General features: G+C 43.4%; 25 protein-coding genes. 15 read left to right on the top strand and 10 right to left on the bottom strand.

The genetic code is table 11. From position 1 onward, the window contains the following. Positions 1–92 precede the first annotated feature (92 nt). From BGO59_RS32190 to BGO59_RS32180, 3 genes are read right to left on the bottom strand one after another with little or no spacing between them, the layout of a single operon-like run. Complete coding sequence (locus tag BGO59_RS32190; protein WP_020597350.1) at positions 93–839, bottom strand: LytTR family DNA-binding domain-containing protein; 747 nt, start codon at positions 837–839, stop codon at positions 93–95. 19 nt (positions 840–858) lie between these two features. After that, on the bottom strand, positions 859–2,304 hold the full coding sequence (locus BGO59_RS32185) for a sensor histidine kinase (protein WP_211221678.1): 1,446 nt from the start codon (positions 2,302–2,304) through the stop codon (positions 859–861). A gap of 3 nt (positions 2,305–2,307) precedes the next feature. Next, positions 2,308–3,384, bottom strand: a complete 1,077-nt coding sequence (locus BGO59_RS32180; protein ID WP_293691163.1) for a hypothetical protein — start codon at positions 3,382–3,384, stop codon at positions 2,308–2,310. Positions 3,385–3,680: 296 nt separating this feature from the next. Here BGO59_RS32180 and BGO59_RS32175 point away from each other — a divergent pair, with 296 nt between their 5' ends. Beyond that, positions 3,681–3,863 carry a hypothetical protein gene (locus BGO59_RS32175; protein ID WP_020597347.1) on the top strand — a complete coding sequence of 61 codons (183 nt, stop codon included), beginning with the start codon at positions 3,681–3,683 and terminating at the stop codon, positions 3,861–3,863. Positions 3,864–4,134: 271 nt separating this feature from the next. Here the strand turns inward: BGO59_RS32175 and BGO59_RS32170 are convergent, their stop codons facing one another. The 7 genes from BGO59_RS32170 to BGO59_RS32140 all read right to left on the bottom strand — a co-directional run bounded on the left by BGO59_RS32170 (position 4,135) and on the right by BGO59_RS32140 (position 10,821). Continuing rightward, on the bottom strand, positions 4,135–5,358 hold the full coding sequence (locus BGO59_RS32170) for a DUF6371 domain-containing protein (RefSeq protein WP_293691161.1): 1,224 nt from the start codon (positions 5,356–5,358) through the stop codon (positions 4,135–4,137). 143 nt (positions 5,359–5,501) lie between these two features. Further along, positions 5,502–5,939: a hypothetical protein gene (locus BGO59_RS32165; RefSeq protein WP_020597343.1), complete on the bottom strand. Its 438-nt coding sequence runs from the start codon at positions 5,937–5,939 to the stop codon at positions 5,502–5,504. A 62-nt stretch (positions 5,940–6,001) separates the two neighbouring features. Beyond that, positions 6,002–6,493, bottom strand: a complete 492-nt coding sequence (locus tag BGO59_RS32160; RefSeq protein ID WP_020597342.1) for a hypothetical protein — start codon at positions 6,491–6,493, stop codon at positions 6,002–6,004. Between the two features lies 1 nt (position 6,494). Beyond that, positions 6,495–7,274 carry a DUF6166 domain-containing protein gene (locus tag BGO59_RS32155; protein ID WP_020597341.1) on the bottom strand — a complete coding sequence of 260 codons (780 nt, stop codon included), beginning with the start codon at positions 7,272–7,274 and terminating at the stop codon, positions 6,495–6,497. Between the two features lie 93 nt (positions 7,275–7,367). Further along, positions 7,368–8,315, bottom strand: a complete 948-nt coding sequence (locus tag BGO59_RS32150) for a zincin-like metallopeptidase domain-containing protein (RefSeq protein WP_020597340.1) — start codon at positions 8,313–8,315, stop codon at positions 7,368–7,370. A 201-nt stretch (positions 8,316–8,516) separates the two neighbouring features. Next, on the bottom strand, positions 8,517–8,762 hold the full coding sequence (locus BGO59_RS32145) for a hypothetical protein (RefSeq protein ID WP_293691156.1): 246 nt from the start codon (positions 8,760–8,762) through the stop codon (positions 8,517–8,519). Between the two features lie 19 nt (positions 8,763–8,781). Continuing rightward, positions 8,782–10,821, bottom strand: coding sequence for a toprim domain-containing protein (locus tag BGO59_RS32140; protein ID WP_293691154.1), 2,040 nt, complete (start codon positions 10,819–10,821; stop codon positions 8,782–8,784). 193 nt (positions 10,822–11,014) lie between these two features. Between BGO59_RS32140 and BGO59_RS32135 the strand changes: the two genes are divergently transcribed. From BGO59_RS32135 to BGO59_RS32070, 14 genes are all read left to right on the top strand, one after another. Then, the gene (locus tag BGO59_RS32135; RefSeq protein WP_293691152.1) at positions 11,015–11,662 is read left to right on the top strand and encodes a hypothetical protein; all 648 of its coding nucleotides are present in this window, start codon (positions 11,015–11,017) and stop codon (positions 11,660–11,662) included. 375 nt (positions 11,663–12,037) lie between these two features. After that, a complete protein-coding gene (locus BGO59_RS32130; RefSeq protein ID WP_020597335.1) occupies positions 12,038–12,394 on the top strand; it encodes a hypothetical protein in 357 nt (118 codons plus the stop codon). Between the two features lie 7 nt (positions 12,395–12,401). Next, positions 12,402–12,746: a hypothetical protein gene (locus BGO59_RS32125; protein ID WP_020597334.1), complete on the top strand. Its 345-nt coding sequence runs from the start codon at positions 12,402–12,404 to the stop codon at positions 12,744–12,746. Next, entirely contained in the window at positions 12,712–15,150 is a 2,439-nt protein-coding gene (locus tag BGO59_RS32120) for a DUF87 domain-containing protein (protein WP_020597333.1), read from the top strand. Before BGO59_RS32125 ends, BGO59_RS32120 begins: the two co-directional genes overlap by 35 nt. Before the next feature lie 2 nt (positions 15,151–15,152). Then, entirely contained in the window at positions 15,153–16,106 is a 954-nt protein-coding gene (locus tag BGO59_RS32115; RefSeq protein WP_157634686.1) for a hypothetical protein, read from the top strand. Between the two features lie 10 nt (positions 16,107–16,116). Beyond that, positions 16,117–16,743, top strand: coding sequence for a hypothetical protein (locus BGO59_RS32110; RefSeq protein WP_020597331.1), 627 nt, complete (start codon positions 16,117–16,119; stop codon positions 16,741–16,743). Next, complete coding sequence (locus BGO59_RS32105) at positions 16,743–17,528, top strand: DUF4138 domain-containing protein (RefSeq protein ID WP_293691148.1); 786 nt, start codon at positions 16,743–16,745, stop codon at positions 17,526–17,528. Before BGO59_RS32110 ends, BGO59_RS32105 begins: the two co-directional genes overlap by 1 nt. Before the next feature lie 18 nt (positions 17,529–17,546). Next, entirely contained in the window at positions 17,547–18,716 is a 1,170-nt protein-coding gene (gene traM / locus BGO59_RS32100; RefSeq protein WP_020597329.1) for a conjugative transposon protein TraM, read from the top strand. 11 nt (positions 18,717–18,727) lie between these two features. Then, the gene (locus tag BGO59_RS32095; protein ID WP_293691145.1) at positions 18,728–19,948 is read left to right on the top strand and encodes a hypothetical protein; all 1,221 of its coding nucleotides are present in this window, start codon (positions 18,728–18,730) and stop codon (positions 19,946–19,948) included. Further along, positions 19,945–20,307: a hypothetical protein gene (locus BGO59_RS32090; RefSeq protein WP_020597327.1), complete on the top strand. Its 363-nt coding sequence runs from the start codon at positions 19,945–19,947 to the stop codon at positions 20,305–20,307. The genes BGO59_RS32095 and BGO59_RS32090 overlap by 4 nt, the downstream gene beginning before the upstream one ends. Beyond that, positions 20,286–20,786, top strand: a complete 501-nt coding sequence (locus tag BGO59_RS32085; RefSeq protein ID WP_020597326.1) for a hypothetical protein — start codon at positions 20,286–20,288, stop codon at positions 20,784–20,786. Before BGO59_RS32090 ends, BGO59_RS32085 begins: the two co-directional genes overlap by 22 nt. A 75-nt stretch (positions 20,787–20,861) precedes the next feature. Further along, the gene (locus BGO59_RS32080; RefSeq protein WP_293691142.1) at positions 20,862–22,748 is read left to right on the top strand and encodes a type IV secretory system conjugative DNA transfer family protein; all 1,887 of its coding nucleotides are present in this window, start codon (positions 20,862–20,864) and stop codon (positions 22,746–22,748) included. Between the two features lie 309 nt (positions 22,749–23,057). Next, positions 23,058–23,480 carry a PLAT/LH2 domain-containing protein gene (locus BGO59_RS32075; RefSeq protein ID WP_293691140.1) on the top strand — a complete coding sequence of 141 codons (423 nt, stop codon included), beginning with the start codon at positions 23,058–23,060 and terminating at the stop codon, positions 23,478–23,480. Between the two features lie 438 nt (positions 23,481–23,918). Continuing rightward, on the top strand, positions 23,919–24,350 hold the full coding sequence (locus tag BGO59_RS32070; RefSeq protein WP_293691138.1) for an energy transducer TonB: 432 nt from the start codon (positions 23,919–23,921) through the stop codon (positions 24,348–24,350). The last annotated feature ends 427 nt before the right edge of the window (positions 24,351–24,777 follow it).

Genomic DNA, 24,777 nt, shown 5'->3' with positions numbered 1-24,777 from the left:
GAGGGCGCTTTCCGGTGATTTTAATAACTGTCCAACTCAATCAGTAGCATACGCTATAAAGCAGAATATTAATAGAATTTCTCTACACCAATTCATTTACCATCTTTTCGAACGACTTTTCTATCAATCAGTTGATATAAGGATTTCCGGTATGATTCTCCTACAGGTAATTCCTTCAATTCTCCTTGTCGAAGAATACTGACGGTGTTTTTATCCTTATTAACCACTCGTATTTTAGTCCTGGCAGCAATGAAGGATTTATGAATTCTAGAAAAGAAAGTATGAGGTAATTGGGACTCAATGTCACTAAGTGATAAATGGGAGGTTAGACGGTCATTTTGCGTAAAAATATGAATGTAGTTGCGCTCTGGAGCTGTTTCAATCCAACAGATTTCGTCAAAGTACACGGCGATCAAGTTACCTTCTGACTTCACATAAATAAAAGATTCTCTAGGCAGAGCCGGACTCGGTTTCGCTGAAGGCTCTAGGCTAGTTTGGGCTTTTTGTACAGCTTTTAAAAAACGATCAAAGCCAAATGGTTTGTGCAGAAAATCAATGACATCTAAATCGTAGCCTTGTAGTGCGTATTGAGGGTATGCTGTCGTCAGGACATATTTCTGAAATTGTCCAACGATTTTAATAAAATCAATTCCATTAATAGCATGATTTGGCATTTCGGCATCGACGAAGATGAGATCTACTGGATTTGCCTTCAAATAGACAATGGCTTCGGAAGGGTCAGAAAATGAGCCTTTTAACTCAAGGTACGGCACTTTATGGATCAAATCCTCAAGATACTGGATAGCAAATTCCTCGTCATCAATTACGATACAGGTCATGGCAATAAAAATTAGGTACTTACGCTAGGATCGATAACCAACAAGAAAAGGAATCCTCATCTTGTTCGATTTTAAAGGTATAGGAGGAAGGGTACGTCAAATCAAGTCGGCGCTGAATGTTCGCTAAACCTACATGCGTTGAATCTACAGTCGGCTTATGACCTTTCTGATTCCGCATATAAAACTCGATTCGGTCTGTATAGCAGTTCAGATTAATAGTAAGCGGGAAATCCATATTTGTCATCCGTCCATGTTTAAACGCGTTTTCGACTAAACTGATTAATATAAAGGGAATTATGAACTTCTGATCGGTAGGGCCTTGGACGTTAAATTCTATTTGAAGCTTATTTTTATATCGCATCTGGTGTAAGGCGATGAAATCTTTTAAATACGTGATTTCTTCCTGAACCAGCACGAATTTTGAATCCTCCCGCAAACTATAACGCATAATGTCAGACACCTTTAAAAGTGAATCAGCTAAATCGTCAGAGTATTCGCGGCTCTTTACATACAAATAGTATAAGGTGTTATAGAGAAAATGGGGATTCAACTGAGATTTTAAAAAGTTAAGCTCAGCATGCAGGGTTTCCTGTTCAAGACGCATTTTCTGCTCTTCTTGTAAATTCTTTTCCCGCTCCCGTTCCAGCTCCTGCTCTTTAACCGTATCGATGGCATTTGCTAACCGTTGGGTAACGGACGGAATGATTTTTATCATATCCAGCGAAATACCCGTAAAGAAATAAGCCGTGAAGAAGGCAATCAAGATAAAGACAATCCATTCATTCAGATACCGGACTACTTTGGGTGGGTTTAAGCCTTCCCGTTGCAAAGTAGCTTTTCGTTGTAAAGCCCAGTTTTCATTCCGTTCAAGGGCTTTTTCGTAACGAGTTGATTCGGCCTTAGTCAAGTAATTATATTGATAAGTAAAGCCTATACTATACGCTTTTAGAAAAAGAGTACCTAGGACAATCAAAAACCAGACAAAGGCAGCTTTGCGGCCAAGAAGGATAGCAGCTAGAACAATTAAAGAATGGCCAAAGGCAAAATCGACCAAGATTGAATCATTAGAAGGGTTTTCGAATCCGATCATGTTTAGGAAAGCCAGAAACATAATGGAAACGATACTTACCCAACGGGAGGCAATATCAAACTTACTTTCAGGGTCTAAATCAATCTGTTGACCCACTAGGGTAATTTTAGTTTTTCCAGCTAAAATCCAATAGTTGTAAAGGGCAGAAAAGAAATTCGCAGCACCGACGAATAAATAAACATAGGCCAGTGCGACATGAGGGACAAAGTTTCCAGTTTCTATTTTTTCAAAGGACAGAAAAAATATGGCCAGTGTGATATAAGCAATATTGAGATAGGTAAGCAATTTGCGTTGCTTATGCGCAAAAGGTTGGGACAAGTGTTGCCTTGCTTGTTCCAATAATTCTGTTAGCTGCGTTGAGTTCGAAGTTTCCACTAATTACGTAAAGTCGAAAGAAGAGCAATAAACCGGAGATACCTGTAGCTGAGCTAATTGGTTAGCGGATAAGCCGCAGGCTTTAACCATGGCATGTGTGGTAACATCGGCCTGATAGCCGCTGAGTAAGCCCATCCGGGCGAGCATGGCTGTTAATCGCTTATCCTGACAGTCAACCTCGAAAAGAGCGCTGTTTAAGTTGAAAAAAGCTAGTACACTTTCGATGAGAATTGGGAACAAACCCTCTTGCCCGGTAGCCAGGTAAATACCTTCCAGTGCTAAAAACGAATAGTCTGGTTGAAATAGTTTTTTTAGGTAGGGTATTCTTGGTAGGATATTCATGAGGAACCAGCCGGTCCAGTTGGGCATTTGTAAAAAATTCCAAGTAACGGGATTGGCTTGTACCCCTCCTACAACTTGCTCCCCTACTGTCAGTGTAAAGTAATTTCCTTGGTAGCCTATTTTATCAAAGTTTACCAATCCATAATCAGCGTAATAGGTCGCCAGAAAAGATTTGATTTTGGGAAGTTCTGCTGATGAGGCCCTTTTCAGTCGCACATCTGCTTTTGGATTTAGGCTACGGAAGACAAACGTTTTAAGTTGTGCAACACTTGCAAAATTTGTTTGGTTTGACAAGGAGAGGGAACGTGTGTTTTTCTCTTCGATGAACGAGTACAACAGATAAGGTGCATGAATTGTCTCCGTAATGTAATTGACAGCCGAAGTTTTTAAAAATCGACCATATCCCTTTCCCTGGGCTGATTCATGGATGGCAAAATAGCGCCCATAAAAGGCATTCATACTACCAAATGGATAGGTAACAAGCCGATGATCGAGGCAATAAAAACCTTGAAGGATGTCAGAAATATATAGATGAAAGAAAAAAGGGTTGGACAGTTGGTTTAGTTTTTGGTCTTGGCCAGTTTGTTGATAACGAATACCGCTTGTGCCGTAAACAGCATTTTTTAATAAGACAATAGACTCTGCATCAGCCTCTGATTTTACGACCAGCTTAACTGATCCTATTTGGCTAAGAATCGTTTCTTGTGGAGCATATACTGGTTCTTTGGAAATCGACATTGAGTAATCAAATAAGTTGAAATTTCGAGTTTTAACTGATCTTCCTAACCGGTTGATTTATGAGTAATCAAGGAGATTAAACACTGTAGAGCCAGCTAAGAAATGGATGTAGTGTTCACTCCGCAACTAAAACGACTCATAATTAAATCATTTATATGTAGCCTATTTGAGTGTACAGGATTCATCACGCATCTAGACCTGTATAGCACAAGTTTATACCTGTTTAGCCATCCTCCCATTCATAATTGGGGTTTTATGTAGATCTTGGTTTAGTTCTTTATCTAACCATAACGATCATGAATCAGATTTCAACCATGCTCTCCGTTACAGATGTAGAAAAATTGATTGTGCACCCTGAAACCTTCACTGTTCAAGATATTATTGGTATAGCCAAGTTGCTTAGGAAATCGCCAACAGAAGTTTTTGAATTAATACTTAATGAACTAGAAGTGGGGAACATTTGTGAATTCGAAAGATAATATAACAAAAGGCCGCTTAATCAAAAGTGGCCTTTTGGCTAACCATTCTACAGCCACAAGTACATAATACTTGACTGAAAACTTTGAATGAATAAAAAAGCTTAATAGTTGACAGAGGTTTGCGTTGTTTTCAAAACTCAGTCTTCAATTAATCCTTATCCTTTTACATGTCACTGAACCATTTAATTAAACGGATTTATTGAACGCACAAAGGGCCGTTTCCAGCCCCTCTACCCTCCTACCCGACCACCGTTCAGAAAAAACTTCCGATTTACTCAATCCACTGGGAGGAGTAGTCTTGCCATTGTTCAAGTAAGAAATCAGCTAAGTCCGCTCCGGCAACTCGTTCATCATCCGTCGCATTATCTTCCAAATAAGTCGAAACGGTGATATCAAACCCCTGAGCCAATAGTTCACCCGCTACCCGATTCCAGCGATCAAATGCACTTCCATCTTTGGACAGGTCAGGGTATAAAACGATTCGCCGTCCACGCAGTGGAGCCAATCGTTCAGTATTCAAATACGATAAAGCTCCCACGGCCATCCAGATAAATCCCGGGAAATAAGGAGTACAGATGACTGCGGTTTTGGGTGCTTCAACAATTGCAATTGGTTGACTTATATCGGCGTTTAAAAGTTGCGGTAAACCAAATAGGCAGGGGGATTTTTGCACGTCATTTTCCTCATCTAGATAAGCCGTCAGCCAGGCTGGATAGGGCTTATTTAATTCATCACAACGACGTGCATACGATGAATGGACCCAGGTGGTTCGGCTACGTTTTTCGCCCGCTTTAATGACGTATTTGACCGTGTGAAATGTATCATCAAACAGTTTGATCTGCCCTCCACGTATTCGATGCCACTCATCGATATACCAAAACACACAGGCACCTGGCCAACGTCCAGATGTGCCAATATTAAAACGCTTTAACAGTTCATCGGCAACTATATTTCCAAAATGACGACTTAATAGTTGGGCAAACTGATTGCGTTCATAATGATCCAGTGACTGTTTAAATACATCCTCCGGAATAGTGCAAAGCTGACTGGCTTGAGCTGTCGAGATAGATTTTTTTGGTTCAATGGGTCGGTTAAAGGTCGAAGATTTTTCAAAAAGGAAATCCACAACTCTTTCTGCTTGCTCGAGCCTGGCACCTTCCAGTTGCAAAAGATGAGCAATGATATCCTGTTTCAATACGCCAGCATGCTTCTGACGAGCTGCAAAGGTAAACCAAGATTTAGGGATTGGCCCAACCTGAGTCTGGGCCTTCATCTCCTCAAAATAGGACGTTCCAGACTCTCCTTTGTGGTATGGATTTAGATGATAACCACAATTGCTTTCCCTATCGCACCGGCCATACATTTCAGGTAAGGGTTCGCCGGTTTGCGTGTCTATATACCGACTTAACGTTTTGTGGTGTTTAGGACCGCAACTCGGACAATCGGATTTGATTGCTTTTTTGGGTAGCTGATAACGGAATATATTGGCAGGCATGGAAGTATATTACTAATAGCCTTAATTCATTTAAAATGATAGCCCCCGTATTCAAGACGCAAGTATTTCTTTTAAATTGTCGTACTTGGGCATGGCCAGAATGCCATATTAACGCAGTTGTTTAAAGCCCTTGAAAAATTGATTTACAAGTTTTTAATTGTTTCTACAATTTGTGTGATTTTTTCAACCTCCTCTTTACTCCACAAGCGAGGGTCTTTCTGCTTTCGATAAAAACTTGAAGGATCCGTGTCTAACTTTTTGCAGATGAACGTAATAGTCAAATCAGCCTCTTTTATATATTCGGCAATTACCTCGGAAAGTTGTTGAGCTAATGCCTGAGTCTTGTCATAAAGTTGAATCAGGGTATCGTCGTTAAGCAGCTTTGAGAAGGCAGCAATTTCGTTGGCGGGAATATTCTGCGGGTAATTCAATCGCTGGTAGTACATATTACCTGTTAAGCCTAGCTCCTCTTTTAAGGCCTTCAGCGATGAACTCGCTTTCACGCGACTCTTTAAAGTACTAGCTAGTTCAGTTAACGCACCTTTATAAACATTAAAGGCAGTTATTATTTTAGATTCCATGCTATTCGTTGTTTACCTGCGAAGCTTCTGACCAAGCCATATTATTCAATCGACAAGGTAATTTATGTTTCATCGGACAGTGGTTTACCACATTCTACATGAAACGCATAGTCTTCTTCGCTCAGATTTTGCCGCAGAAACTCGTCCATACCCAGGTCGTGTCGTTCCAGAACGTAACGACGGAACGGATAGCTATTTTTCGCTTTATCAAGACCACCCTCCTTTTCTATTCGTCGGAGTCCATCGTGAGGCAATCCTGCCAAGTATTCTTCAAAATAGACATCCAGCAATTCACGGGCCGATCGACTTTCCGTCTGTACTCGGTCTCCCTCAGATACACCGAGATGCTGTTCCAACCAATCCAATAAATCACCCTTTGGCTGATCACTTTCACTCTCCTTACCAAATACCGTGAGCTCTTTAACTTGATTATAATAGGCATAGGACGCATTCCCAATTCTAAACATTCGTGCCATATAGTCTCGCTGGTCCTCGGGCAAACTTGCTAGAGCTTCAGCTTGTTGCTGATTGTATTTTTCAATTGGGTGTCGCATGTTAAATCCTACCAAAATAAGGGGTGAATAAACCCCTTTGAAAATCACGTTTAAGTTTACCTACATTTTCAAAACTATACGCTAAATCAGTTGACTGATTAAATTCCAGAAATTTCCAGGTTTCAGGCTCCCAGCCCCCTAGATTACGACCATCTTCCGCAAGCAGACTAATTCCGTAAGTATCTTCAGGCCGGTCATAAACCTCATACACTAAGGCTCTTATACCTTCTTCACTTGGGTGAATGATGGTTACTAAATCACCCACCTGCCAAAATCGTAAAGACTGCACTTGCTCAACTCTAATCGGATGTAAAGCCAAATCAGGCCTTTTTTCATCAACTGAATCTTTCACCATTGGGAACATGATTTCCTCAATCTCTGCTTCCAACCATTGCTGATCATTCTGTTCCCTTTCTAGAGCAATTTGCAACCGATCCCGGTGATCGATGAGGAAATCCGTTATATCGATTTCTTTCTGAAAAGGCGCTCCAACGGGTTGCCAGCGGCTGACAAACGTTTCTTTAAAGGATTGGTAGAGCCCTTCTGCTACGTGCTGGTTCTTAAAAATCGCTAAACAAATCGCCAGCGCGCTCTGAGCAGGTCCGGAACCGCTGTACCCCCAACTAAAGCCATCGGGGCTGTGATTATATAGTTTCTGGCTTTTTTCTGGCAGAATTTCGACGCCATCCACAAACAACCTTTGGTTTCCTCCGATGGTACTGACACCATTGATTACAAAGGTCGTTTTCTCCAGATAAAAAACAGGTGCTTCCTTTTTCATGAGTTTCTAAACAATCCGGCGTAGCCGGACAATTTTACAGGTTTTTACGGATAAGCCCGCAATTCAGATGATTGCGGGCTCGTTTAATGCTGCTTATTCTTCCTCAGTAGGTTGCCAGTCAGTCAAGTTTGGGGCAATGAATTGAACGGCCTTCTGCGCTTCCTTAGCGGCCCAAAAGATAAATTTCTTATCCTCTTTCAGGGGGCGTAACCACCCCTTTAGGTAAGCCGCTGCATTATCTAACAGCTCCGGCGATGCAATCCCGGTAAAGGTGGATAGAAACGATGCGCCCAGCTCCGCCACTAATTCCTCTTTACTGTAGTTGGTCGATCCAAAGCGACAAAGCTGGGTAACTCCCTCCCGGTTTAATCGGCTTTGATGACCAGTTGCATGGGTCAGTTCATGAAATAATACTTTATAGTATTCAGCCGAACAAGTAAACTGCTCCAGGTCTGGCATATTCACGTAATCTGCAGAAGGTACGTAATAGGCAGCGTTTTTATTCGTATGGCGGATCAGTGGTGCCTTCGGCATAGAAGCGACCAAGTTTTCACAAACGGCAATGGTCCGATTCTTCTGCTGAGCCACTGTAAGCTGAGGAATCACAAAGTCTATTCCCTCTACATCACGGACATTAAAGACGTTATAGTATTTAATAAACGAGTTTTTCTTTGGTTCCTCCTTCCCATCGCGGGTCACGGTTTCGGTTTTACTGTCTACGACATTCCAATATACAACCGGCAAACTTTTAGCCCCTGCACGAATCTTACCGCCCTGCGCTTTGACCTGATTAAACGTACAGAAAAAAGGAACGTCATACGGGGTCAATGCCAGCAAGAATAAATTAATCCCCTGATAGGTAGTTTTGGTAAAATAGTTTTGTGGAGCGAGACCCGCTGTTGACCACGTTTTGTTCCAGGGATTAACACCTTCTTCAATTTTTTCAATAAACAGATTGGTGATTTTCTGGTAGATATCTACACTTTCTGACGAATTAGCAGTGGTTGAAACGGTCGATTTAGGGGTGAATTTCGTTTTCATAAGATTAAGTATTTAGCCGTTTAACTGATTGACTATGAAGTAAATTTACTCATTTATTTCATATTTTACAATGTAGATAAACTCATATTATGAAATATGTAAACATAATCCCCTTTTTTTCCCCGTCGTTCTTTTCTTGTTTTAACTGATTAATAAAAAACCCACGTTTCCGTGGGTCTACAATTTTTGGGTACAATTAGCTTATGGTTTAACTTGCTGATTTCTGGCTTGATAAAAATGGTTATACGTCAGCTCAAAGGCTTTATAAGGCGATATTTTCAAGAAACGGGCTAATTTGGAAATTTCCTCGATGGATACATTTTTGAAGCAGACCTGACGGTTTTTATACCAGGTTGTTGCTTTCATGTCCATTGATTCAGCAACTATTTTGTGCTTTAGCCCTTTGCGCCTTACATAATTTACTATGGTTTCATTGGTGGTTTTCATGGAGCTATGATGAATGGATTTACATTGACAGACCGCGTTTGGCTTCCTGCTCCTGGCTTATATCCTGCTTTGTATCCTTTAAATCGGCTCCATCCAAATTCCCTTTACCCGCTCCTGTGGCACTAGCGACTTCTTTATTCATAGCCGTTTGCAATTCTTTACCTGAGGTGCCCTCCCTGGTTAATTTATCCTGATCATACTGTGATTCTTTTCGCAGTTTTGTCTGACCATTAGTCGATACTTCAACTGTGTATTCTGTCCTAGCTACTGTATTGCCATCACCATCAACCACTTTAATATCACCAGTATTCGCTTTTGCTGAGGCTAGGGTTATTTGTTGAGTACGGTCTTGAATTTCTTGTTGTTTCTGCTGCTCTTCCACTCGCTTGCCAAATTCCGGCGTAGCAACCACTTTTTGACTCTCCTGATCATAATGGGCTAATTCTACTTTTTTGGCCCCCTCTGGTGTTTTGATTTCCATATAGGCTGACACCTGAGTTTGCGGCTTTTCCTGGGCTTTTTCAGCAACTGCGGCATAAGCTTCTACTTCTTTCTTATAGCGCCCGGCAATATTCTCCCGTCCATTAGGTTCCTGGTAGGCTACAATGAATGGGGTAGCCCGCTTTAAATCTTCATTATAGTCCTTTTCAGTAGGCCGCTGGACTTGCATGTAATTGGTAAGACCACGTTCCTGAAGTAAGGCCTTTTCCACTCGAATTAGATTTTCACGGTTGGCAGTAAAAGCTATCTCCAGCTCGGAGGAACGTGTACCATTTTGAATGATTGTGGCTTTGGCTTCTTTCTCAGCACCCTCTGGAATCGTTTTATTAATGGCCGTTGTGAACCGTTCCGCCAGTTGGGTGAGTCGCTGCTGTCCTTCCTGCTGATTCTGATGAACAAGCGTGATCAGCAATCGGCCGTCTGTTCGTTCATGCACATTTAGCTGAGCATGGATGCTTTCGCTTTCCGGTGACATATTCAATCGACCGGCCAGGTTTATATTCTGTCTGATCCCCCCCGGATCATTATCATTCGCCAGAATCAGTTTGTCGGCTTGGCTTTCCTTCAACAGCTTTTCAATGAGCACCGGTTGCTCTCTGGAAATATTACCGGCGGTAGCGATATACAATCGTTTTTCATCTGCTGCGGGTGGATTTAGTTGGTGGTAAGACAGTGAATCTATTGGGCTTTCATGAATGACTACTGTGTTAACCGGTCTTTTGTCATAATCTGTCCTGGATGACCACACTGCGTTTTCTTTCGACTGCTCAATACGGTTATATTCACTGTTTCGATTGATGGCCGCAATAACATGCTCTTCATTCCGTAAGGGGAACGATGTATTCACGATTACTCGGTCAGTAGCACCTTCCGGTGCTTTATAACCATACGTATTCCGCAACGATTCTAAATAGTTGTCGGGCAACTGGCCGGTGTCTTTTACGTGGCCCTGGATCGTTTTAAGCTGGTCAAAAAATGGTTTTGAATAGTATTTCTCCAGGCCAATTTCTTGAATGGCTTTTTTCTCAGCCTCTGGTATTGGTGTCAACTTACTTAGCTGATTGACGCCCCGCTCCAAAAACTCTTTGTAACTAAATTCCTTGTTAAAAATCCGGTCCTTAAACTCCTCAGCATAAATAGTGGCTTTACTTATCCCTCGACTTTCCAGATAGTCCGTCTCCGTGATCGTCTGGAACTTGAAGTTATGCTGAAAAGCCTGGTTATGCGAATGCGTATTCACTACTTGAGGTACTATGCGCTGCTGATCGACATCTCCCACATAGCGGGCTAATTTGTCATTTATTTCCTTCCAATCCGTTCCATTTTTAATCCGCTCAAAGCTAATAACGTCTCCTTTCTCCCGGTCGTGGTTGGGTGTATAAAAGTAATCATGATCTTTTCCTTTATACACAACAATCGTATCCTGCGTCTCGCCGAGAACCTTTTTATCCAGGACCGTTGCCGAGTTCGTTGATTTATCACGGTCAATCTCCCATCCCTGACGCTGGGCATATTCGCTCAGGTCTATTCGCTTCTTATACTCATCAAAGGTCGTCATACAGCTTACTTAGGATTAATGTAGGAACATTCAATAATGCTACTTTTTTCTACCATTTTTAAAGTAAAAAAATATTTTTATTATGGTATAAAAAATTAGCATACAATTCTAAGGAAGTTTTTGCTATACTTGCTAAAGAATGGGCTAAATATGTCAAAAATTTCAGTTTAATTGTATTAATATAATATTTAATATGACCATAAAGAATAAAATAGGAGTTTATTGGCCTGTTGCCATCGCAACTATACCAGTCATTTTCTATTTTTATTTTGGTATAAATTTCTTCCACAATCTTTATAGTTTTTCAATTGGAGATCCTTACGATGGGTTTGGTGTTTTTTGGGCTATACTCTGGTTCACAGGCATCGCCTGGGCTCTTCTTAAAGGAAATCAGACAAGCTATTTACAGGCAACCAGCCAGCGTGGTAGCCTATACCAAATTACCGGCTTGCGTGAAAAGCAGTTACTGCACGTTTCCGCGCTGGCCTACAATGAAGGCAGTAAACGAGTGATTAACCGCTTTCAACTCGATAAAAATAACGAACATGACCCAAGCGCGAAAACCCAGGCTTTATCAAAGCAGGAACCTGTAGCCACGTCAATCACCGGCAAGTTCCAAAACGGCGGGGTAAAAAAAGAAGAACCGCAGTCCAATTCACACGCCCACGACGCTGGATATACTGGAGTCAATCAACCCGCAAAGTCCATTGAATCAGGCCCGCTGGCAACCATCAATACGGCCCTAAAAGGGGTAAGTCAGTTTGACGAAGAGAAAGCAAAAAAACTTAGGGCCAACCTAAAAAACTTTGGCCCCAAGCGTAAGGAGACAACGCAATCCTAACTCTAAACCATAGCTAAACGCATGATGCTCCGTTTATTTATCCTGAATGCTAAAAGGCTAACAAGCTGCCCCCTACTCAATCGATTCCTATGGCAAAGCACCTATATAGATGTGCTAGAATCAATGGGTGATGCTTTGATCGACAGCGTATGTACAGTGCTGTTTACCGCCCTTTTCCTTTCAGTTTCCGGCCACTTACTCAGCTATATCTCATCGAAAAATTCAAGGGCTTTTATCACTCGTCTAGGGATAACAAAAAAGCCAGTTCGGCCCTAACCATTGATGCAGATCCTTACTATTAATCACTGAATATCAGCCAAATAAAAATTTCATTCGATTTCTTAATCAATTAATTCACCTGAAACACAACACGTTATGTTACTCTCAGAACAAAGAAGTACGCAGCAAGTAACGCGATCGGTAGCCTTTTTTATCATTGCCTTTGGGCTGATTATCCTGGGTCCCGAGGCTTACGCACAGTCAGGAGTATCGGGTTCGGTAAAAAACATTGCCAAGATTATCCAAACGGCAGCCAATGCACTTTTTATCATACTCATGGTAGTCGGCCTGATTCGAACCGTAGCGGGTTTTATTTCCAACTCCCCCAATGCGGCCCGAAACTTACTAATGCTTGTCGTAGGAGCAATTCTCTGGTACGGCTTTAACACCATTGTAGAAGATATCACCTCATCGGTTGGGGGCAGTTCAGCAGGTGGTTTTGAGCCTAGATAAGCTAGCGATGGAAGTACGGAAATCACTGGAACAAAAGACGCTGATTCTTGGCATTGAAATCCGCGATTTAGGCGTCACACTGGCCTTATTTTTTGGGATCATGATCTTTATTGGCATCCTCCGCATGTTTATTCCCATATCGGTCTGGTATAACATTGCGGGCATTGTAGCTATGGGCATATACATAGGAATTGTCCGCTATGGGCTAAAAAACAAGCACCCTTCATACATCGTCAGTTTGCTCTCCTATCACTTCTTTCAGCCCAGACGGATTTGGATGAAAAAGTTAAGTTTCCTTGATAAACGCAACCAACCCCATGTTCAGCGTCGACAACAACACAAAAACAGTTGATGAGATTATACCCATCTTTTCGGTAGAATCGAACCAACTTATTTTAAAAGATGGCCGGGTGGCAGTTGGATTTTCAGTCAATGGTATTGAGGCCGAAAAGCTGTCCGCTAAGCAGTACGATTATTTGAATACCCTTCTTTTCGGCGCATTGAAAGTACTACCAGAAGGAACTATTGTTCAAAAGCTTGACGCCTATTATTTCAAGGAGTATCAGGTTTCAACCCGTGACAAAACCTACTTTCAGCGCCGAACCATCGAGCATTTTTCCGAACGACAACTATTACTCCATGATGGCTATCTGCTGATCAGCATAGGACCCGAACTCGAACGGGATCGCAATGCAGCCAACACCTTATTTGCCCTAGGTCGGAGTTTAACGAAAAATCCGTTTGACCGAATTGAGGACCGACAAGCTGCAATTGAGCAGGTAGCGGCCGATTTTACGACCACGCTGGCTTCGTTTGATGGTATTTCGTTCAATCGCCTGGATGATGAAGGTTTGCAAAACCTCTATCTGCAATATTATAACCTGGAGTTTGACAAGGATTATCAGCCAACCGATGCGTTAAGAACGTTCTCCCCTTCTTCAACCCATGCGGCCATTGGTGAAAAGCGGGTGAATGTGATCACGATGTCTGGTCAGGGTAGTCCGCTGGAGCCCTTCGCGCGCAATGCCAGAAACATAATGTCGCCCTGGTTGTATCCACTGACCAATTACCTCTACTTCCCGCATGTACTAAGCGTGTCGATAAAGATCATGAATAAAGAAAAGATCTTATCCGACATGGACACAACGGCAAAGGTCATTCAGAACCTCGACTTTATGATGACGCAGGATAATCGAATCAAGCGGGAAGAAATCCTTGACTTTACTGAAGAAGTCCGTAGTGAAAATAAAAACATTGTTTCGACTTCCGTTAGCGTCATTCTCTATGGGGGAAACACCTCAGAGCTGGAACGTCATATCCAGCGTACCGTGGCTGCTTTCCGGGAAATGGGTTCATCGGACTGTTTTATTGAAAGCATGGATACGGCTAATCTATTCATTGCCAACGCACCCGGCAACTCCGACCAAAACTACCGGTGGCTGACGATGACGGGCGATAATGGGGCCGCCTATCTAAATTTTTTGACCAAATACACTTCGGATGTGAAAGGTGATTTACTGTGTGATCGCTTTGGGGTTCCAGTTTTAGTCAATCTGTTTAATACCGAATTAGAGAATCAAAATGCCCTGGTAATCGGGCCGACGGGGAGTGGTAAATCCTTTACGATGGCCTGGTTTATCCTGCAACGATTTGACCGGGGCGAACCACAAATCATCATTGATGTGGGCGGCACCTACCTCAGTGCATCTATTGCGCTCGGCGGCAAATATTTTGAGTACGACCCCGAGCGACCGCTAAAATTCAACCCCTTTTTAGTGGAGCGAAATCCAGATGGAACGTTCGTTCTGAATGGCGATAAAAATAATTTTCTAACGAATTTATTAACTGTTATTTGGAAAGGGCAGAACGGCACCGTTCGGCAGTCAGAACGGTCTGTCCTAAACGAGTTGCTTTTACTCTATTACGTACACTACAACAAGCAGTCCTTAGCTACAGATTCAGCGATTACGGTACCTTCTTTAGCAGGCTTTTATGAATACATAATAGACTATATGGATTCAAGCAGTGCGGATCGGGAGTATCAGAAGCAGGCCGGATCTTTTCATTTTGACGAGTTCTTATTGTGCCTAAAACCCTTCGCCATCGGGCACTATAAGGAGGTCTTAAACTCGGATGAGTACGAGGATTTAGCGGAACAGAAGCTGATTATTTTCGACATGAAAAAAATCAAAACGAACCCTATTCTTTACCCCGTTGTGGGCATGCTCATTACCGAATTAGCTGCCGATCAGCTAGCACGCTATCCCAAAATCAATAAATGGATCTATATGGACGAAGCTTGGTCAATGCTTTCGGACACCATGACCGACTTTATTGAATTGATGTACCGCACGATTCGGAAGAACAACGGCAGTATGACCATTATTACCCAGGGTATTAATGAAATCATCACCTCTCCGATCGGTAAGGCCATCAAAGTAAATGCATCGACCAAATACATTCTACGCCACACCGATACGGAAGAAATTGATGTGCTTTCCAAAGAGCTGGCCTTCACCCAGCACGAAAAAGATAAAGTGCTCTCGCTACAACTTGACAAGCACTACCGGGAAATCTTTTTAAAGCAAGGTGAATACGGTAAGGTATTCCGCTTAGAAGCTCCATTTGCCGTCCAGGCCGTTTCCACCTCAAAGCCCCAGGAACGAGAAACATTGCGACAGCTCACAGCTGAATACGGGGACATTTACGCGGCTATCCAACAATTTGTCGAACTTAAAAAAACGGGAAAACTATGAACATGGCCGGATTAATTCTGCTTCAGGCTTCCTACAACATAGGCGAAATTTTCTTTCGCGCGGCTCAGAAAATTATTGACGGGATGGCTACGAAATGCCTTACGTTCATTCCACTCATGCTCTTTCTACACGTGGTGATTTCGCTGGCCAAAATGTATTTTGGCGATATGCGGTTTGATCCATCAGCTATCATCAAAGTGATAGCCATATGGATTTGCCTGGCCGCTTACTCCCCTTTAGTTTATGCCATTTATGACGCTACCCTGTGGTTCACAAGCTTAACAGGAATTGATAGCAGTACAGATATTTTAAAGTCTTTAAACACACTCTCAGAGACGGGTTATTTAAAGAAACATACGTCTGAATTTTCCTTTCCGAACGTCAAAGTGCCCTTCGACGATGCCACGTCGTTTTTTACCTGGTTGATTCTGGCCGTTGAAAATGGCTTAGCGATGATAGTCCGGCTGTTTGTTGAGCGGATAAAAAGTATGCTCTTGGCCTTTACCTTAGCCTGTGGGCCGGTTGCCTTTACCATAGCCACTATTCCAGGCTTTGGTGGAACCATTGGCCACTGGCTGCGCATCTTTATCTCTACATCACTTTGGGGTTTAACCCTGTCCATTCTGGATGCCATCATGGCCGGTTTTATTCAGGAATTCGATATTCCAACAGGAACAACGCTCTCCGAAGCCTCAGCCGTCCTTGACGTCTTAGTCATTAATGGAGCTGTTATTCTCATGTACTTAAGTGTCCCCCTGTTAACCTCCTTCTTTATTGGCAGTGCGGCATCAGCGTCATTTCTACGTGCAGCACAGGGTGCTGCGGGTTCAGCGGCCATGATGGCGGGTGGAGCGGCCAACAAAGCTCTGAATGATTATCGTCAGGATCGTGACAAACGAAAACAGCAGCAGCGTGAACGCCAAAAAATGCTAGAAAGCAGTGATCAAACAGCCTAAACGAGCAATCATGGTAACAGAAACGAATAAACTCGGTGTGGCCGTCAATTTTAGTAAGGCATTTACGGCTCTGAAATGGATTACAATCGTTACAGTCTTACTTTTATTTATTTCCAATGCCTTTTGGGGATGGACCTATTCGACTAGTTTAAAGGAAGCTCGCCAAACAGTATACGTCGTTTCAGATAAAGGTACGACGGCTGCGGTTGAATCGCCCACCGCTACTCCTTCGGTGTATGAAGCCCGAAATCACATAAAAAACTTTATGCGCCTGATGTTCAGCCATGATGCGGAAACCTTTAAAGACCGCATCGATCTGGCCTTTAAGCTAATTAACCGGCAGGATGGATTAGCCATTTATCAGACGTTTCGGGAAGGCAAAGTCCTGGAGAATTATAACCGTTATTCGATTCGAACGGAACTGCAAATTGATAGCGTCACAGTCAATGTGTCCTCCCAACCGTATACGGGTATTGTCTACACGCAGCAGAAGGTACTTTATCCCGACGAAGTTCAATACGTCCCGATCGCAGCCAAGTTCAATCTGATTCAGACGTACCGCTCCGAGGATAATCCATTCGGATTACAGATTAAAGAGTTCAATTTCATTGAATACAACCCAAAACGAGAACCCTGATGAATATCCTATGGACACTGGCGTTTTGGTCCATCCTGCTTCCGGCCACAGCGCAGCATTTAGACACGATCACTGTCTCTGTCGAAGGAACGAGCTACGTCATTTTTGACGAGCCAATTAGCTTGGTAAACCTGGGAACGAAAGCCTACGTGGGTAAGGTGGAAAACGAACGTATGCTTTTTTTAAAAGCGTTAGCGCCCAATGCGACACCGACTACCTTATTAATTCAAGCGGGGTCCAAGCTGTTTACCGGTTACATTCGATACGAGCGAAACCCATCAAAAAGCTTTTATGATTACCGGGTATTGGATGAGGGAAATACCAGGTCTAATCAGCTTTCATCAACGGTAGCTCCGGCGAGTTCGAAGCTTACCCGGATGAAGGTAATCAAGCCAAATACCCATATTCGGGAAGAGAAGGACGGGATTGATCTGGAATGTGTACAGCTTTTTAACGATGCCGAACGCACCTATTTAAAGATTGCTTTTCACAATACGACCACAGTTGCCTACGTACTGGACATCGTTTCGTTCACCTACAAGGAAAAATTACCCCGTCGACTGCGCAACAAGGTCGCTCCACAATTTGAGGAAATGAAACCGGATGATCGGCTAGAACCCGCCCGAATTGAAGCGGGGCGGACGGAAGCGTTTTATTATTCCCTTCCGCTCTACTCCACCACGGAAGATGGCTATCTGGAAATCATCTTCCGGGAAAAAGTAGGTGCCAGGGTCGTCACTCTGGAAGTACCTGCTCAAAAAATCATGAAAGCCCCCTTGTTGTAACTCCAACCTGTTTCCAATATGACACTCCAAGCCAAACTATTAGGCATTCTGGGGATTCGAAAACGACCCGAGATGAAACCGAATCCTCCAACGGCAGATAGCTCGTTAGGGGATTATCCGGACCAACGGGTTCAAAAGGCCCGCGCAATAGCGGCAAAAAACAAGATGACCTTGCTTATCCTGTTGGCACTCGTTTTAATCGCCGGTGCTTTGTTCGGTTTACGAACGGTCAGTTTGGGGCTAAGAGGACTGCGAGTAACTCCAGATGACCCAAATCTGTATAAAACCGTAAAAACCAGTACAGGAAAATCGAGTATGGTTAGTTCCGTTGAGGCTGAAATCAATAACAACAACCTGAATGGGCAATCAGCAAATCCTGATGTAAACTATATAGCCCGTAAATGGAATTACAAACCGGTCGGTCAACTCCCGTCGAAAAAACTCCTTGATACAGCTCAACTAAAGACAACTCTGCCCATCCCTGTTCAGGCAATCAAAAAAGATTCATCAGTAGCCACTCCTTCTAAAGTAAGAATAGCTGCTCGAAAACATTATCCTAAGCGCCAACAGTCAAGGGATGTTGCCCTGAATGACGATCCGTTTAATACAGTTCATGTCACCTCGGCAGAATCAGTTACTGCTTCTGAATCGCGTCCTTCAGCTACACCATCGGTGGTCAGCTCCAGCAAAGAGGTTGACGGAGTACGCTATATTCCTGCGGCTGTTTACGGCAAGCAAATGATACGAACGGGCGGAAAAGTTCGCTTTCGTACCACGGAAGCTGTAACCTTTCAAAGTGTATATATACCCCGTAATACCATTTTAACGGCGGTGGCTTACTTAGGCTCCGGGCGAATTCAATTTCAGGTACCGGCCCGTATGATAGCGGGTCAGAAGTTACCCGTTGATTTGATGTGTGTTGATACCGATTATCAGACAGGTATTACCTACAATTATGATTATGTCAATGACAATATGCGTCAGGTCGGCGGCTCAACTGTTAACGATGCTGTCAGTAGCGCTTCGACGTATATACCCTATAGTTCGGCGTTGGGTGTAGTAGGTTCGCTTGGGTCTTCAGCAGCTCGTGGAATTGCCAACGCCGTTACATCTGGCAGCCGCCAACGCTCAATACAACAGGTAGAAATTCAGGATGGCTACCAGGTTTTTTTCAAATCAACTAAATAGAAATCAAGATCATGAAACGGAAAATCATTTTAGCAGGTGTACTTTCTTTCTGCATGTTGATCACCAGATCCGTCAACGCGCAAATCGCCATCGACGTGACAGCCATTCAACGATTAATTGAACTTAAGAATCTGGTTGATAAGGCAAAAAAACAACTTGGTGAATTACAAAAAGGGAATACCATTAACAATGGTACCCGACAGAATACCAGTGCCTTGCTTGAAACAGAGATTGAAATTGAAAACCTGTTACGGACAGCAGACGAGTTTCTCAACATTGCTGCCCGATTCAATAAATTTTCGGACGTTGGCAAACTGGATACCTTCGGTGGGTATTCAAAGGTTCCTTACAATGAATACATCCAGCCGCTTTTATGGGATCAGGCCTATATTTTCAGTATTGTTCAAAGTAATCAGGACTTGAAGGAAACAGATGGCATGAAATTGTACGATTACATCCAAACGGGTAGAACCGCCGAAAGTCAGGCTGAGGTCGCGGATTTGGGGGAATATTTTGAAGTAAAGCGGAATACGCTGAATCGGACCTATGGCCTACAGACCGTTATGCAGAAACGCAAGATCCAGCAGGCGCTCGTCTATTATAAAATGGCCGAGGAGATCGAGAAAAAAGCTTTCGCTATGAATCTGGCCGTAAAAGGTGACATCAAAGGTACGCCCCTGATGGTCGCCAATAAAGGCCTTTTTAGCACCGGCTCCTTAGCGAATGGCGATGTCTTCAATGATCCTTTTTCATTTGACAATACCTGGAATGATGGTGCGATGCAGAATATGCTACAACTTCAATCAGGAGGGACAGGAACGGGGGGGCTTCTACAGGCGATTGGCGATTTGTTTAAAGGACCTGACCAAAAAATGATGGAACTCCAGGTCCAGAATATGATTGCCCGTGCGCAGGCTGATGCTCTTAAAACGGCGATGGCTTCCTTTCAAGGAAGTTCAGGCGTGAATTATGGAGCTTTTTCGCAAGATCCATCGACCGGCGCTGCGGCCTTTGGTACATCTTCGGCCGCAACCAGTCTTCGCATGACGACCGGTGAACGGATCGCCAATCAAAAAGGGGCCATCGATCTTTACGTAAAAGCGGCTGAGCTCCGTCAGAAGGGCGACGAATTAATGTTTGAAGCGGTTCAGCGGACTGCTGAACAAAAATATGTCGATGGGGCGCGAGAACGAAGTTTCCAACGGTATGCCTTAGCAGCCATTAAGTTATGAAACCCTGTCTGTCTATTCTGCTCATCAGTTTAATGAGTATGGGGTGCTCGTCTAATCCGAATACACCTGAGCATATTTGTGAAGTTTACCTGAGCTGCATTAATGCGCAAAAATGGGAGCTGGCGTCCAGGTATGTATTCGATGCGACGCCTTCACTTCTGCAACTGTCACCCCTGCTGACCAAAAATTATCAGTACAGGAAGTTCAACTTTTACCGGGCTGACTACGGAAAAGATTCGAGTCGGGTACGAGTTAAGGGTGTGCTCATCTATGCCGATGAGACGTATTTAGATTCTGTTTTTTTGTTAGAAAAAGACTCAACCCAAACACCAAATGCATGGAAAATAAAATCACTCTAAAGAGCAGGTTACCCCTCATTACGTTTATTGCATTGGCATTACTGGGGTTTTCGGTCATGGTGGCTGAACTCATCGTACATGTTTCAGCTAAGAAACATAAAGCCATGTTGCCTACCTTAAGCCCAACCTCAATGGAGCCAAAGCAGGTGTTACTGACGGTTTACCAGGAGGCTAATAAATACTTTCTTGGCGATAAAACAGTATTGAATCAGGCTGTCTTTAAATACTGTTCTAAACCGCTTATCCATGAATTCAGTAAAACGCCGGGTATTATGGAACAGACGTTTGCCAGGGAAACGCGCATTGGAAGATTAAAAAAGGTCGAGGTGATATCGCAGCACAATCAAGGTGTCGATTCAGCGATGGTCAGTGCAAGAGCATTCTATAGCGATGGCTTTTCCAAGACATTTAATCAGCTATTCGTCAAAGAGAATGGCCAGTGGAAATTAGGCCTGTCATACGGACGTGACATTAACTGACCCATTTAGGATCTGTCCCTGTAAATCGCCATTCAGGTAATCTTATTACAGACTAGTTTACATTTCCCTCCGGTTATGCATATTAATCAACTTAAAATTGGAGTCTGGAGTCTAACTCTTCTACTACTGGCTTTGCTTGGCCTGGAGGGGATGGTTCAATATAACCCGCTCCTATTTATCCCTTTTGTATTGCAACAGGTTTTTAAAACTGGCTTTGTTCTCCGTGTAGGGTTTATTTTCCTGTACGCCTGCTGCTTCTTACTGCCTGAAACCTCTTTACAGGCCGAACTAGATCGAAAAAAGCAAAAGAGCTTATTTAGTGTAGGCCGGATTGTCTTACTGCTTTTAGGAGGTTGTTTTTTATTAGGTTGTCTACTGCTGTTTACATTTGAGCTCTTTCACTATAGCTATTACGCGGAATTGGTGGGGCTGCTTTTGGTGATTCTCTCAACCCCATTTTTAACTCACTCCATAAAAGGTGATCAAACGAAGTATAAAATACCAACGGATAAAAAGCAGATCGATAACCCAGATTCATTCAGTTTTCGGGGAGCCAATGGAACATGGGTAAACATTCCGAATCCGGCTCGGGGCGTGGGAATTATTGGTTCCAATGGCTCAGGCAAAACGGCTTCGGTCGCACACCAGATTATCGCTCAAGCTGCCTATAAGAATTACACGGGTGTGCTTTTTGATTTTAAGTTTCCCTCTCTCACCGAGTATGCCTATAATCACTACAGCCGTTCTGAATGTCAGGTCGATCTAGCCATCGTCAATTTTGTCGACCTTTCCAGAAGCCACCGGATTAATCCACTCCTACCCGAACTGTTATACTTTCAGGCGTACGCCTATGAATTTGCAGCTGCGTTCTATTGTACACTTAACCGAAAAGCTATTCGAGAAAAAGACTTTTGGGATACTTCTGCTATTTCCATACTTGCGGGCGTCATCTGGTACATGAAGATTCATTATCCGAATTACTGCACACTCCCGCACGTACTCAATATGATCCTGGGTCATGATGTATACCAGTTGATCGGGTTATTAGAAACCAACTATGAGACCAAAACGATTGTGGCTAGCGTCAGTACAGCCATTCGAACTAAAGCAGAACCTCAGTTAGCGGGTCAATATGGTACCTTACAAAATGCGCTGGGGCGAATGAATACCAAGGAAATAGCCTGGGTACTGTCGGGCGATGATTTTGACATCAACTTGAATGATCCCCAATACCCTAAGCTGCTTTGCATCGGTACCAAACAGGATATTATTGAAGCTCTTTCACCGGTTGTTTCCTTACTCATTACGGCTTCGCTAAAACAGCTAAATAATCCGGATAAATTACATAGTATGGTTCTGCTGGATGAGGGGCCTCAGTGCTACATACCGAATTTATCCGATCTACCCGCAACGGCGAGAAGCAATAAAGTAGCTACTATTTATATGGCACAGGATATAAGTCAAATGATTAAAGCATACGGGAAGGAAGAAGCTTATGCGATTATATCCAACTTAAACACCCAGTTATTTGGTAAGAATCCCAATATCGAAACGGGCGAGTATGTGAGTAAGCTGTTTGGGAAAGAGGAAATGCTTCAACGGAATGAAAGCCAGAACCGAAGTAATCCCAACGGTATAGATTCAAAGTCTGGCTCCCACAGCCAAGGCGTAAGTTTTTCTCTTCAGGACAAAGCATTGTTTAAACCTCATGAAGTTAACCGAATGGAAACCGGCGAATTTGTGGGCATTACAGCCGAAGCGGTTGAGCCCGTTTTTCATACTCGGTTAAAGCTGCCTACTTATACCTTTGCCGAAGGGACGAACCGTAAGCTACCCGTTTTTTATACGGACGTCGATGCTGATTTAAATTTTGAACGCATACGGGTTGAGTGCGAAGCCATTGTAAAAGGACTAATTCAGCCAGAGAACGAACATAATTTGATAGGCGGTAATCTGCGCTAGTCTATTACTTAACTTTAACCGGGATTCTTATCGCACCGGGGCGTAAATTATCGATTCCAAACTAGATTTACAGTTTACAACTACTGGTTCTTCGTCTCAATTAGGAGCATTTTGTGATACAGTGGTTTTAGTCAGTAGCCTACGTTTGTATATACTGCCGAACCAGCAGACCTTCGAGCCATTCTTAATGTGGCTCATATCTTTATCCGATTGAACATAAGCTATAGGTTAAGTAGTATTGCCCTGTTTCCCGGCAGCAGGATTCCAGACAGGAAACAGACGACTACTAACTTTTTCACCTTTACGCTTATGGCCAAATACACAATCATGTTGCAAACTCCCCGCAAGCCCAAGGCGGGTACCAATGCCGATGTTGAAGCACGAATTTTAGGCACGCACGGGGCCAGTGCCTGGCGAGTTTTAGACTTACCCAATGTCGATGACCGGGAACAAGGTAGCCAAGACTATTACAGGCTGGAGTTTGATGATTCATTTGGAGACATCACCGGTTTGGAGCTACGCGTCAAGAAAGCCGATGAAGTAGGTCCTGAATGGTTGCTGGAAACAGCCTATATCTGCCGAGTTAGCTCGCGCCAGTTGTATAAGCTACCCTACAACCAGTGGATCAATCCAACCTCACATACTAACTGGGTTTATGCAAGGCTGACCAGTGTGCAACCTGAGGTATTAAACGAGTCGGCATTTGGCGTAACTAACCAGTTTTTGTGGTAATGCTGACTTATAGTCAACGCTGGCCAACTTCTAAAATGAGTCGGGCATTGGCCTGCCTGGGTTGAGACAGCTATCTTTGTAAATAGTCTTAGAAGCGGTTGCTTTTGAGCCGTATGGCCAAACTCAACAACCCTACTATCAAAATCGAAGTGATTCGAAAGTTGTCAGTAGAGGTCAGCCGCCTTTTTTTAGGTTATTGCCAACCGTCTCACAAAAACTATCCTACTTCAGATGAGAAAGAACATCCGATCCGTGTAGTCAAATGAGTGTTTTTGTTGATTTTACTATCAGTCCATTGGTCCTGCTCCGGAATGCCGGCCCATGGCCTACCGCTCACCGCAGCTCAAGGAACGAACGTACGGTATCAGAAGAGGAGCACAAGTCATGATCCATAGCTCTACCTGCTAAACTGAGATAGATTTACCAAACTCTTTACTTATGAACAACAAATCACTTTTTCATCGGAATCGGCTGGCAGCCAATGCGCTGCTGGTTATATTGTTGAGTACGCTCTTGGGCTCAGCTCAGGCACAAACCGAGTCGGCTCACCAGCGCGAGCTATTTACGATTGTCGAACAGCCCCCCGAATTTGTGGGTGGCATGAGAGCCTATGAGTCGTTTATGAAAGCCAAGGTGCGCCAGCTAAAGGACACCTCGAGCCGGAAGCTGACCGGTAAAGTGTTTGTTAGCTTTACGGTCACGGATCAAGGGGCAATTGAAGAGGCAATGGCCTTGAATCGTCAGGGATCCTGGGAGGCAACAGAAGCGGTACGGTTGGTGCAGAGCATGCCCGCTTGGAACCCCGGTAAGCAGGCGGGCCATGCGGTGAATGTCAAGTATAACTTACCGATTAAGTTTAGTGAACACTAATGCGAAGGGATATAGGCAGCAACGTAGGGTACGTTTGCAGAATCGTACATAATTCCTCATAGGCTGATAATAGCACTACCAAATTTCATAAAACCCGTTAACTAAGGGGTAAGTATGAAATTTGATTACGCGAACGGCATTGTGAAGCGTTCTTTAAGGCAAACAGAATGGCAGATCAAGCCTGCCTGTTCTGGTTCAATCAACCGACCGTTTGACTGAAAAGTCTCTGACGGTCTGTAAATCCTCTATCCTTGCAAAATAGTAGCCAGGTGAGGATTTGTGTACGATTCTGCAATGCGACCCAACGTACTGCCTTCAACGGGCTTCGCTTAGCTTTACTTTAGAAGCCTCTTGCGCTGGTCTAGGCATAGATCGATGAAGTCTTCATAGCCTACTTCACCGATCTATGGCTAAACTAACCATGGTA

It is taken from the genome of Spirosoma sp. 48-14 (genome assembly GCF_001898575.1).
GTDB lineage: Bacteria > Bacteroidota > Bacteroidia > Cytophagales > Spirosomataceae > Spirosoma.
Note: the sequence above shows the minus strand (reverse complement) of the source record. Positions and strands in the feature narration are given on the sequence as shown.